The organism is Lysinibacillus sp. NPDC056232, assembly GCF_042267565.1.
Taxonomy (GTDB): Bacteria; Bacillota; Bacilli; order Bacillales_A; family Planococcaceae; genus Lysinibacillus.
Window position 1 is genome coordinate 43,768 of the sequence record NZ_JBHJTF010000026.1, and the last position, 11,920, is coordinate 55,687.

13 protein-coding genes are annotated in these 11,920 nt (G+C 36.5%); 4 read left to right on the forward strand and 9 right to left on the reverse strand.

What is annotated here, in order from left to right; genetic code table 11:
• Positions 1-44: 44 nt before the first annotated feature.
• The 4 genes from ACFCYJ_RS18075 to ACFCYJ_RS18090 all read right to left on the reverse strand — a co-directional run bounded on the left by ACFCYJ_RS18075 (position 45) and on the right by ACFCYJ_RS18090 (position 3,789).
• On the reverse strand, positions 45-413 hold the full coding sequence (locus ACFCYJ_RS18075; RefSeq protein ID WP_376075564.1) for an ion channel: 369 nt from the start codon (positions 411-413) through the stop codon (positions 45-47).
• A 160-nt stretch (positions 414-573) separates the two neighbouring features.
• Positions 574-2,196, reverse strand: coding sequence for an S-layer homology domain-containing protein (locus ACFCYJ_RS18080; RefSeq protein WP_376075565.1), 1,623 nt, complete (start codon positions 2,194-2,196; stop codon positions 574-576).
• Between the two features lie 195 nt (positions 2,197-2,391).
• On the reverse strand, positions 2,392-3,558 hold the full coding sequence (locus ACFCYJ_RS18085; RefSeq protein ID WP_376075628.1) for an endonuclease Q family protein: 1,167 nt from the start codon (positions 3,556-3,558) through the stop codon (positions 2,392-2,394).
• Positions 3,559-3,621: 63 nt separating this feature from the next.
• Entirely contained in the window at positions 3,622-3,789 is a 168-nt protein-coding gene (locus ACFCYJ_RS18090; protein WP_376075566.1) for a hypothetical protein, read from the reverse strand.
• A 149-nt stretch (positions 3,790-3,938) separates the two neighbouring features.
• On the opposite strand from ACFCYJ_RS18090, the gene ACFCYJ_RS18095 reads away from it, so the two are divergent.
• The 4 genes from ACFCYJ_RS18095 (at position 3,939) to ACFCYJ_RS18110 (ending at position 6,241) form a co-directional block, all read left to right on the forward strand.
• Positions 3,939-4,517, forward strand: coding sequence for a TetR/AcrR family transcriptional regulator (locus ACFCYJ_RS18095; RefSeq protein WP_376075568.1), 579 nt, complete (start codon positions 3,939-3,941; stop codon positions 4,515-4,517).
• Between the two features lie 72 nt (positions 4,518-4,589).
• A complete protein-coding gene (locus ACFCYJ_RS18100; RefSeq protein WP_376075629.1) occupies positions 4,590-4,943 on the forward strand; it encodes a DMT family transporter in 354 nt (117 codons plus the stop codon).
• On the forward strand, positions 4,943-5,257 hold the full coding sequence (locus ACFCYJ_RS18105; protein ID WP_376075569.1) for a DMT family transporter: 315 nt from the start codon (positions 4,943-4,945) through the stop codon (positions 5,255-5,257). Before ACFCYJ_RS18100 ends, ACFCYJ_RS18105 begins: the two co-directional genes overlap by 1 nt.
• 387 nt (positions 5,258-5,644) lie before the next feature.
• Positions 5,645-6,241, forward strand: coding sequence for a biotin transporter BioY (locus tag ACFCYJ_RS18110; RefSeq protein WP_376075571.1), 597 nt, complete (start codon positions 5,645-5,647; stop codon positions 6,239-6,241).
• Between the two features lie 373 nt (positions 6,242-6,614).
• Here the strand turns inward: ACFCYJ_RS18110 and ACFCYJ_RS18115 are convergent, their stop codons facing one another.
• From ACFCYJ_RS18115 to ACFCYJ_RS18135, 5 genes are all read right to left on the reverse strand, one after another.
• A complete protein-coding gene (locus tag ACFCYJ_RS18115; RefSeq protein ID WP_376075572.1) occupies positions 6,615-7,157 on the reverse strand; it encodes an NADPH-dependent FMN reductase in 543 nt (180 codons plus the stop codon).
• A 63-nt stretch (positions 7,158-7,220) separates the two neighbouring features.
• Positions 7,221-7,838 carry a nitroreductase family protein gene (locus tag ACFCYJ_RS18120; RefSeq protein WP_376075573.1) on the reverse strand — a complete coding sequence of 206 codons (618 nt, stop codon included), beginning with the start codon at positions 7,836-7,838 and terminating at the stop codon, positions 7,221-7,223.
• A 109-nt stretch (positions 7,839-7,947) separates the two neighbouring features.
• A complete protein-coding gene (locus ACFCYJ_RS18125) occupies positions 7,948-8,925 on the reverse strand; it encodes a ring-cleaving dioxygenase (RefSeq protein ID WP_376075574.1) in 978 nt (325 codons plus the stop codon).
• 50 nt (positions 8,926-8,975) lie between these two features.
• Complete coding sequence (locus tag ACFCYJ_RS18130; RefSeq protein ID WP_376075576.1) at positions 8,976-9,410, reverse strand: MarR family winged helix-turn-helix transcriptional regulator; 435 nt, start codon at positions 9,408-9,410, stop codon at positions 8,976-8,978.
• Between the two features lie 226 nt (positions 9,411-9,636).
• The gene (locus ACFCYJ_RS18135; RefSeq protein ID WP_376075578.1) at positions 9,637-11,868 is read right to left on the reverse strand and encodes a YcdB/YcdC domain-containing protein; all 2,232 of its coding nucleotides are present in this window, start codon (positions 11,866-11,868) and stop codon (positions 9,637-9,639) included.
• Between the last annotated feature and the right edge of the window lie 52 nt (positions 11,869-11,920).

The following is an 11,920-nucleotide window of genomic DNA, read 5'->3' on the forward strand; positions in this document are numbered from 1 at the left end:
AACGGCTTATTAGTTTTCAGGGGAGGGTTTTGCCCCAGCCTTTTTTATTTTGTAAGACGTTTTTTTGCTTGTTCTTTCTTTTCTTCCTCAATTGTAAAATCGACTATTGATCGGCCGAGCATTAATAGCGTAATAAACATGACGCCTGTTCCAACAATTAAATAAATCATCGTAAATATCTTTGAAAAATCATTAGTAGGATACAGTCCCGTCTCAACACCTGTGGGAATTAAACTCACTACTGCAAAATACATGGCATCAAGCCAATACCAGCCTTCCGTCCCTTTATAAAACATTGTCCCTGAAAGAACGATAAAAAATAATGTTGTGAACAAAGATAGAAACTGTGGACGCTTGAATGATTTCCACATGCCTACTAACAATCTTTTCGCAGATAAAATAAATGACAGCATCACATTTCTCCTTTTGATCAATTTTCACTTCAGCATTATTACAATTGTAACTTGGCATGATCAGTGCCTAAACTGTACTAGATATCCATCGCATTAAAAATAACATATGTATAAGTCTAAAGGTAGAGGTTTCTATTCACAACCTCTACCTTGAATGATTTCATTTCTTTAATAGACTATTAAAATTTATAAATATTTTCGCTGCATGGCCACGTTTTGTAGGAGCCTCGGGTGAAAATCCCCCTTCACTACCTATAATAATACCTTGTTCATACAACATAGTGATTGCATGTTTTGTTTCTTCATCGTAAGAGGAAATATCTGAGAATGGAGCTTTCCCTTTCACCACATAAGGTTTCTTTTGTTGATATTCGTAAGCACGATTAATCATTACTGCTAGTTGAGCGCGAGTAACTGGCAGCCCTACGTTAAACGTCCCATCCATCCCCTTAGTTAACCCATATGCATAAGCTGCTGCAATTTCTGACTGAGTTCCGACATCATAGCTTGCAATGTCTGTAAATGGTGCCTGTTCCTTCGGCGTTAAACCGAGACTTCTAACAAGCATCGAAACGGCCTCTGCACGAGTTAAAAATTGCTCAGGCTTAAACGTACCATCTGGATAACCGTTCATAATACCCGCTTCAGCTGCATTCAATATAAACTCCTTTGCCCAATGCTTTTCTATATCAGGAAAGCTTAAAGTTCTTCCAGTAGTAAAAGTAACTGTTGGACTTTGTACACTTTCATTCCCAGCCGCATCAACCGCTTTAATTGCTACCGTATATGCTGTATTCGCTATTAAATTATCCAAAGTTATAGCGTTTATTGCAGCATCTTGTGTAAATGTTAGCTTACCGTTTACATATACTTTGTAACTAGTGACACCTACATTATCCTTTGCTTCCTGCCAGCTTATTTTTACCGTTGTACTATCCATCATGTTTGCTTGGATCGTTTTTGATACATCCCATAACGTACTTGTTTTAATCGCTGGTAAAAACGCCTCGTTCGCTACTGCTAAATAGCCTGCTTCACTTAAATGAATATTATCAGGGTTTGGTAAATAGCTTGGAACATCTTTTGCTACAATATCGTATGTCGGTACAAAAACGGCACCCGCTTTTTCAACAGTTGTTTTTATCGTTGCATTCATAACTTTTAATAGCATTTTAAATTGGTTCTGTAAATCCTCACTATAGTACGGAAATGAATTATAATAACCCATTACATATACTTGAGCGTTTGGATTAAGTTTCTTCAATTCTTCTAAAATAGCAGCAATATTTTTTATTGCCACTTGGGACGCTTTTAACATCTCTGTTGCATTAATGCCAGTTGTCTGTGACTCTTTTAAAATAGGTATTAAATCATTGGCGCCAGCGGTTAAAGTAATAATTTCAGCCTCTTTAATGGATGTGTGAAGCTTTACCTTCTCACTTTGATAACCGAATCCTACCACTGGCTTTTCCACATTATTTTGTAGATCCTCTAATACATCTTTCGTTGTATAGCCTGAATAAGCAAATCCCTTATTATAAGAAGTGATGAAACCATCTTGCTGTAAAGTTTGTGCAACAAAATCTGTGTAACCTAACCCAATCATACCAACCTCATTCATACCGTGTGCTAAGGAATCGCCCAGTGCTACATAATCTGCTTGAACTACCCAACTTGGCGCTATGTAATCTTTTTGTTCTTCTGCATTTACACCTATTGGTACTACTAATTGACATGCCAGAATGCTAGCCGCTAAAAATCGAAATTTCTTTGATAATTGCATACACCCATCCCTCCAATTTTTACTAATTACTATTTTAATATACAGGAGATGGAAATGGGCTAAAAAAGCGTAATTATTTTTAATGTTCATCACCAAAAGTTATGATGACGTTTGTTAAAATCTACGCCATGTCTTCGTTCCGGCTGGGCGACTCCTTGGGGATCAGTGAAATGCGCCTATGGTGATGAACCTTTTCTATTCCAGCTGAACCTTCCCATAAATGCCGCCACCCCCTACTTCGATTGCTAATTGTCCCGTTCTTGCTAAATCGATCATCTTGGCAATTTTGTGAGGCACGATTTGTTCGAGTTGCTCTAGCGTAACTCGATGCAAGATGTTCATCTCTGTACCAAATGCTTGTACTAATCTTTCCATCATTTTCGGCCCTAATCCTGGAATAAAGTCTAGTGGTACTTGGTGAATATATGGTGGTCGTGCACGTTTATCTGTAACTTGCTCTGAAAGCTCCTTTATACGTGTTACAACACCTTTAATAATTTGCGTGCTTTCACAGTTTGTACAAATTGTTGCCAAATCGCTAAGCTGCTCACCACATTTTGCACAGACAGTCTTATGATATTTACCAAGCAAAGGATTTAAGCCATAATTAGCTGTTACAGCTCGACCTTGTTGCTCATGAAGCGCCATCTTTAATTCTGTAAAATTTGCATTAGATAGTCTCAATTTTTGATACTCACGTGCAATTTTCCCAAGTGAATGTGCATCAGAATTGCTGACAAATGTATACGCCTGCAGCTCTCTAATGTTACTCACCATATCCGTATCGGAACTTAAACCAAGCTCTATCGCATCTATAAGCTGAGGGTCAAAAACTTCTGTTAAACTACGATACACACCTTTACCAAAGAGACTTTTAAATGGTGTAAAAACATGGGCAGGAATAAAAAGCCCACCTAATTCATGAACCTTTAGCTGCAATGTTCGCCCATCACAATAAATTCGCTGAGAGCTTAAATGGATATTTTTCATATGTTTAGACATCCAATTTGAAAATTCCCTCATAAGCGAAAGTGTTGGAAAATAGGCAAGCACATGGATTGGTCCTAGGCAATGCTGATCATAAATCTCAATTTCAGAACCTGGTATAAGTGTAGTTTCTTGAAAACGAAGCCCTCCCTGTTCCAACTCCTTCAGTTCGCCCTGTTCGATCATCTTTGTCATTTCATCCATTACTTCTGGTGACTGACAATCAATAATCCCAATAATCTCTAGTCCCTTTCTTGCGCTTGAAGTCTCTAAAATTCTTGCTAATGTTAACGTTTTGCTGCCAGTAATTTTAACTGCACGTCCACTTGAGGTACGTCCAATATGAATATGTAAATCTCCATAGAAATCCTGCATCATTGTAACCCCCTATTTTTAGATAAAAAAACCTCACATTGCTGCAAGGTATTTTATTCTTAATTATGATGGATGATTATGAGTACTATTATTTGACTCAAAGGCACCCGAGCCCTGTGATGGCATTGTCGAAGAATCATATGCCACTAATGTCACTCCAATGTTCTTTTCTAAGTCATTAATTTTTTCAAGCTGTTGCGGATCTAGTTGTGCAATCTTTATCTCTTCCATTTTCATCAAATCCTTTCACGCATAAAGTTCCCCAAATAACAAACATATATACGCAAAAACAAAATGACTGACTGTCAGTCATTTTTCATTGACTTTATTTCAGCTATTTTGTAACATAATAAATAAGCAGGCTAAAAGCGAGGGATTCCATGTCAAAAGAAGAGAAAATTATTCAAGCTGCAATTGAAGTTTTTCGTGAAAAAGGAATTGAAAAGACAAAGGTTTCAGATATCGTAAAAGCTGCAGGTATAGCGCAAGGGACATTTTATCTTTATTTCCCATCACGGCTTTCAGTTATGCCAGCCATTGCAAAAGTTATGGTTGAGAAAATTATTGCTGCTATAAACGATGGTATTTCAAAACAGGAGCCTTTTGCAAAGCAGCTTGAAAAATTAGTAGATATTGTTTTTTCACTAACAGAGGAATATCGAGATGTATTTGCACTTATCTATGCCGGTATTACACAAACTGAACATATGAAAGAATGGGAAAATATATATGCTCCCTATTACGAGTGGATGAATAATTTCTTAGATGAGGCTCAATATGAAGGAACGATACGCGAATCTCTAAACACTACACGTTCTTCTAAACTGATCATCGGTCTAGTAGAATCTGCTGCTGAACAAATTTATTTGTATGATGACAGTGAAGAAGAAACAATTAGACTTCAAAAGCTTGAGCTCCTCGACTTTTTACATCATGCACTCGGTTTACGTCACGCCTAAGTGACGTTCTCTTTTACACCAAAAATGACTGAATGTCAGTCATAATCATGGATGAATGAAAGGAAATTAATTATGCAAAAAGATTGGATTTATGTTGGATTAACTAGTTTGTTTGAATTGTTTTGGATATTTGGTTTTAATGTTGCAAGTGCTTGGTGGCATTGGATTATTATTGTGTCCTTAATTGCGTTGGATTTTCATTTCTTATCGAAGGCTTGTGAAAACCTACCTACAGGCACAGTTTATGCGACTTTTGCAGGGGTCGGTACAATTGGTACTACGTTAATGGACATTTTTATTTTTGATGGTGAGTTTAATGCTATTAAAGGAATTTTCATGTTTATTTTAGTACTTGGTGTTATTGGTCTTAATTTAGCCGATAACCCTTCAAAAGATTATGATGAAAAGAAAGGTGCTAATGCATAATGGGTTGGTTACTTGTTTTATTAGCTGCAATTTCGGAAATTATCGGGGTTGTAGGCTTACGTTTTTATAGCCAGAAAAAAACTATACGTAATTTATTAATATATGTAGGCGGGTTCGGAATGTCCTTTGCACTTTTATATGCATCCTTTAACTATTTACAGTTAAGCATCGCCTATGTCGTTTGGGTTGGGATTGGTACAGTTGGGGCTGTTCTCGTGAATATTATATTCTTCGGTGAATCTAAAAACCTGACTCGAATTATTAGTATCATCGCCATTATCATTGGTGTGGCAGGCTTAAAAGCAGTATCTTAATTTATTCTATTTTAATTCGTGCTAGAAGCCTAGTATGGATCTTTGGCAAAGCGAGAGGTTGATCTCCATACCGACTGGGTGCTTTCCTTGGAGGTGTTTCAGAACGATGGCTAAATCATCATACTCCTCGTTACAGTTCGAGACAGCGTCGGCTTTGCATCGACTTCCCTTTTAAAGGACACATCATACAAGATATCATACCATCAGCATCTGTTTTTAATTATGACGTTTCTATCATATATTTTAATCGATAGTCTATAACTAACAATCAGTGATCAGATTAAACAGGATAAACATTTTGTGTTAACTATTTATTTTTGTGTAGTTGACACAAAATGTTTATTTTTTTACACTATTGTTATCAACATTACTTTTAGGGGTGAAATAATGACAACAGTTGTGGAACACACACATCATAAATTAAGAACAGTCGATCTTGCATACATTGGACTATTTTCAACATTGATGATGATAGGAGCTAATATCACGTCCATTGTACCTTTCATGGTTGTTGGTGGCGTACCTATCACATTGCAAACATTTTTTGCTATTTTAGCAGGACTTATTCTTGGAAGTAGAAAAGGGGCACTCGCTTGTACGGTTTATATGTGCATAGGTTTAGCAGGTGCACCTGTATTTGCTCGTTTCAACGGAGGCTTTGGACAAATTTTAAGCCCTACTTTTGGTTTCATTGTTTCTTTCATATTAGCTGCATTTGTCGCGGGGCTTATTGTAGAACGTATTGGAACGAAGAAAAGCTATGTAGTCGCTGCATTAGTTGCAACAGCTATTAATTACTTACTAGGGACAAATTGGATGTACTTTGCCTATAAGCTATGGGCTAGCGCTCCTGATGCTTTCACTTATAAAGTAGCGTGGTTTTGGATGATGCCTCCTTTGCCAAAGGATATTATTTTAGCTATATTTGCAGGTATTTTTGCATACCGTCTCCAAAAGGTTTTAAAAATAATTCCGATTAAATAAAAGCCTATCACCATTACGAGGGGTTGATTTCCGTTCCGGCTGGGCGCTTTGTTGCTGTCGCTTCGCTTTCGCACAGATAAAACATTTGTAGCTGCCGCTTTGCTTTCGCTACAGAAAACATTTGTTGCTGTCGCTTCGCTTTCGCACAGATAAAACATTGTTGCTGTCGCTTCGCTTTCGCACAGATAAAACATTGTTGCTGTCGCTTCGCTTTCGCACAGATAAAACATTGTCGCTGTCACGCAGAGCAAAGCTTCCTGGGGGCTTCCGATGAGCCGCTTCTCTTACGCTCCATTAACCTCTATCTTAAATCCAATAAACCCAAAAATGTCCCATAAGTATATTGTTATACTTATGGGACATTTTTTAATTTTTAAACGTATTTTTTCACCCAGTTTAAGAAGTTATCAATAACTACATCTAGGAATTTGATAGTACCTTCATCTGTTAAATTGCCTTCTGTATCAAATTTAGTGTGTACTGCGCCAATATAAACATCATTACCACTAAGTAATGGTGAATTTACTCCAGGTGAGAATAAAATATCTCGTAAATGTAATTGTGCTTTAACAGTACCTAAGTTACCCATTGATGCCCCCATCATGAATGATGGCTTGCCAATCATTACTTTATCAACGCGAGATAACCAATCGATGGCGTTAACCATAACACCTGGCACTGTACCATTATATTCTGGAGTCAACCAAAGAACTGCATTTGCCTCTTTTACTTTTGCTTTAAAATCTAATACTGTTTGCGGTGCTTCATTTTCGATATCTTGGTTATACATTGGTAGGTCTTTTAAGCTTAATACTTCAAGATCTAATTTCTCCGCATAACGCTTTTGAATAAATTTCGCTAATTGCAAATTATAAGATTCATTACGGATACTACCTACGATTGCTACTACTTTCACAATATTTCCTCCTAAATGTGCATTAAATTTATTTTTTGTAAAGCACTTTTATTTTATACCGACCTAATAATAGGTTGCAAATTCCTCAACTGGTTTACGATAACCACGTAAACGGCGACTATCTTCTTTTTCCTTACCTATTGTAATCATTAGTGCAATTTCTTGTGTTTCTGGCACATTGAAAAGGCCTCTCATTTGTTGCTGATCAAAGCCGATCATTGGACATGTATCCCATCCACGATTTTTGGCTGCTAGCATAAATAACATAGCTGAAAGTGAAGCGTTACGAATGGCTTCTTCCTTCATAAATTCCTCGCCACGTTCTTCATAAAATTTAGCGTTTTCATTCACGATATTTTCTAATTCACAAGCATTAATAATGCCTAAGTCTACCATCCCTTGATTAAGGTTAGCAGTATTTTTATAGGCTTCTTTATCTCCTAAAACAAGTATAACCGCTGAGGCTGAGTGCACTTTATATTGCCCGTATGCTGCTTCTCTTACTTTTTCTTTTTTTGCTTCATCTAAGACAACAATGTAATTGGCATGCTGTAAATTAAAGGCAGATGGAGCAAGCTTAACATCCTCCAAAATGGGACGTATATCTTCTTCGCTCATCTTGATGCCCTCTATAAAATTATTCGCAGAACGACGCTTATCTATTACCTTTGCAAATTCCATCCAACTGACCTCCAATCATTTTTTAGAAATCGTATTATTGTTAAGAGTATGTAATCCAATTCAGTAGAGGCTTGTGTTTCTCTACTGAATTGAATGAAAAGCATTACTCCTATTCTTTATCGAACGTAATCGTACTTCTTACAGTGTCAATAGGACGAACAAGCTCTTCAATTTGTGCACGCTTTGGTTCTAAGAACGGTGGTAACGACAATTTTTCACCTAAAGTTTCATAAGGCTCATCCCCCATAAATCCTGGGCCATCAGTAGCTAGCTCAAATAAAATTTGTGGTGCAACTCGTGCATAAAGGGATTCAAAGAAGTGACGGTTTACATAACCAGAAGTATGGAAGCCAAAGCTTTCAAATCGTTCAGTCCATTCATTTAATACAGCGCGATCCTCTACGCGAAATGCAGCATGATGTACTGTACCGAAGCCTTGACGAGCTACTGGTAAAACTGTATTAAGTTCTACAATAATTTGTGCACCGTTTCCACCTTCACCCACCTCAAATAGATGGAAATCCCCTTCTTCCGCAATTTCTGTAAAGAGCATCACTTTTTCTAGCATTTCTTTGAAATATTTAAAATTAGCAACTCTTATAAAAACTGGACCTAGGCCTGTAATTGCATATTCAAGAGGAATCGGTCCATCTTGCCATGGAGTGCCTGATGCAACGCCTGTATTGTTTTCATCAGAAATAAGTTGATATTGTTGATCATCAAAATCAATGAATGATAAAGTTTTCTTGCCAAACTGCTCTTGTATACCTGTATGTTTAACATTTAATCGATCAAAACGTTTTACCCAATAGTCCAATGCCGCATCGGTAGGCACACGGAATGAAGTTTTGGAAATTTCATTTGTTCCATGCACACCTTTTGGAATGTTTGGAAAATCAAAAAATGTCATATCAGTACCAGCGCTACCTTTATCATCTGCAAAGAATAAATGATATGTTTGGATATCATCCTGATTAACTGTTTTTTTCACTAATCGCATCCCTAACACATAAGTAAAGAATTTATAATTCTCTTCCGCACTACTTGTAATAGCAGTAACGTGGTGAATTCCTTTTAAATGATTCATTTTATATTCCTCCTTTTTATCTCGATTTCGAGATAAATATGTAAAATTTTTTATTTTTCAACTGCGTTTAAACCAACCTTTTTTAGAGACAGGATCATTGTGTCCATCTCCTGTTGATCTAATACTTCAAAAATCTCATTAATTTTTTGTTCATGCTTTGGAAATATTTCTTCCATCAACGTTTGTCCTTCAGTTGTTAATAAAACATATGTGACACGACGATCCTTTGGGCAAGCATGTCGATACACAAAACCTTTTTGTTCGAGCTTATCAATAACGTACGTAATACTACTGCTAGCAATTAAAATTTTCTTTCCAATCACTTGAATTGGTTGCTCACCATGGTGATATAAAAACTCAAGTACTGAAAATTCGGTTGGATTTAAATCATATTGAAGCAAATCTCTCTTTGTTGCATCCTGAATCGTTTGATACGCCCGGAACAAGACCGTAAAAGCTTTTAAATTACGATTGTTTTCCTTCATACGACTCCCTCTTCTCGTTTACTTCGAATTCATTTATCTTTAATTCGAGATAATAATAACATATAAAATAATTAACAGCAATCCTTTTGTTTTACTGTAATCATCAATTATGCCTCGTCATATTTGTAACTGCCGTTTCACTTTCGGTACATAAAACAACTGCTGAAAGAAGTTAAAAAGAGCATCCCCTAAAATAGGAGATACCCTTTCATGTATAAATTATCGATTAATAATAGAAATCGCGACCTCTGTTTTCCTCATAAGCAGCCTTTGCTAGACGAACTGTAGATACAGCCAAATCTGCATACGTCACTTTCCCAGTAGCATTAAATTTATTTTGCTGTCCATCCATTAGCCCCATTGCACTCGCTAAAGCAACATAACCTGCGTACGCTGAGTCAATAGAGCTTGCATCAGTATAGTTTAATTTGTAAATGTCACTATGCTTAGCAGCACTCTCTAAATTTAGTACACGTACTAACCATTCTGCAAGCTCTTGACGAGTCAATTCTTTATCTACTGCAAATTGATCCGCCGGTTGTATAATACCGATTTTTACAGCTTGTTCAACGGTTCCGTATAATGGATGCTTTTTGTCAATATTATTAAAGGATTGCTTATCATTGTCTCTTCCATTCGGACCGAAATCATATCCGTATGATAAGGATTTAACTAAAATTTTCAAAGCTTCTCCCTTGGTTACAGCTGCATCAGCATTAAAGTTTGCTGGGTCTTTAACCTCTAATACATTTTGGTGTAGTAAATAAGTTAATTCTCCCCCAGCTTTCGGATGTGAAATAGCTGGTTTTTCTTTGGCAACATCAACATTTTGAAGCCATTTACCAGTTGTTGCATCAATACCATTAAACATGCTTCCATTATAAACTGGAGAGTACACTAAATCATAGTGGTGATTATCCTCACCATCCTGTTTTGCATACTGGAGCTCTAATTTTAACCCCTCACTGAACGTTGCTTTTGCCTTATCAGCAGGAATAGCTTTGTTTACAGACGGCCAATTATCGATTTTACGATTATTAACATGTAAAGCATTTAATTTCCCATCTGCACTAATACCAACAGAAATTTCATCCCCTACTACGGCAATGCCATTGACAATACGTGGGAAGGAGAAGTAATACTGTTTGCTGTATTTGGCATATGCTGTATCTTCTATTGGTTTTGAATAGTTATGAATATAGGACGGAGCCCACTCTTTTAAGTAGTCGATCGCTTTTGCTAATGCAGCATCTTTTGAAATTGGCTCTACTTTATCATCTGTCTCCATGAAATCTCTACGTATATCCCAGTAGTTTGTAATCTCACCTGTTGCCTTGTTCACTTCAAATGATGTGCCCGAGCCTTCATTTCCAAAATAATACATATAATTCACTTCGTAAATTGTTTCACCATTTTCGTTTTCTCTTTCATCAACCGAATCAATTTGTAGCTTTACTTTGTCTGAATCAACTTTTAAGAGAGATTTAGCTAACTCTTCAACTTCTGCTACTGTAATGTCCTTCTTTCTAGGTTCCAGTGGTTGCGATGCCAGTTTTTCTACACCTTTTTCCTTCGGTACTTGAGAAGTGAAACCATTCATTGTTTGCCACTGCCCATTTATTGCATGTACACCATTGAAGCCTGTTGACGGCATATACACAAGCTTAGCACTAGCTTCACCTGTTTGGTAATTATAGTCAGCCATATAACGTAAATCTACTGACAAATTTTCGCGAACTTGTGCAAGTATATCTGACTCATTCTTTTTCTGTTCTAAGTTATCAAATGTAGCCTTACTAGTTAACTCAGTATCACGATACATACTTGTAACTTCACCATTCGCTAGAACTACAATATTGATAGACTCATCACTAATTAGTACACCATTATGTGTTGGTGAATAAGTGAATGAATACCTAATTGGTTCAGTTAAAGGTCTACTATAACTTAAATCAAAATCACCAAAAATACTGTCTTCACGAAGCTTGTAATTCGTAGTATTCGGCAATTTCTTTAGGAAGTCTTGGGCAATTTTCTTTGCCTCCACCTCTGAATACTTCACTGGGTACAATGCATCCGCTATATTGGCAGGTTGGTAGTAGAAATTTTCTAATTCTAAATCTTCGCCTTTAAAAGTAAAATTGCCAAAAACGTCTTTGCCATTAATTCTCTTATGGAAGCCTAAATCATAGCGTATCGCTTTATCATCATTATAATAATGCCCTTGCCCCATTGAAAAATCTTTATCTGTTACAAAATTAAACTTGCCTGGGAATAGTGTATTCAATTGCTTAATAAGTATATTTTTCGTTACTTTTGTTTCTGTTGAAGCAACTTGTATCGCAACTCTTTCTTGCGATTCTTTTACATTTGCTGAAGCTTGTGCCATTGGCGAAAGTACACTAACAGAAAATGCAGTAGATGTTAGTATGATACCTAACTTTTTGAATTTTACCAAAATATCCCTCCTAGATTATCATTTATCATTATTATAGTATATATTACCATGA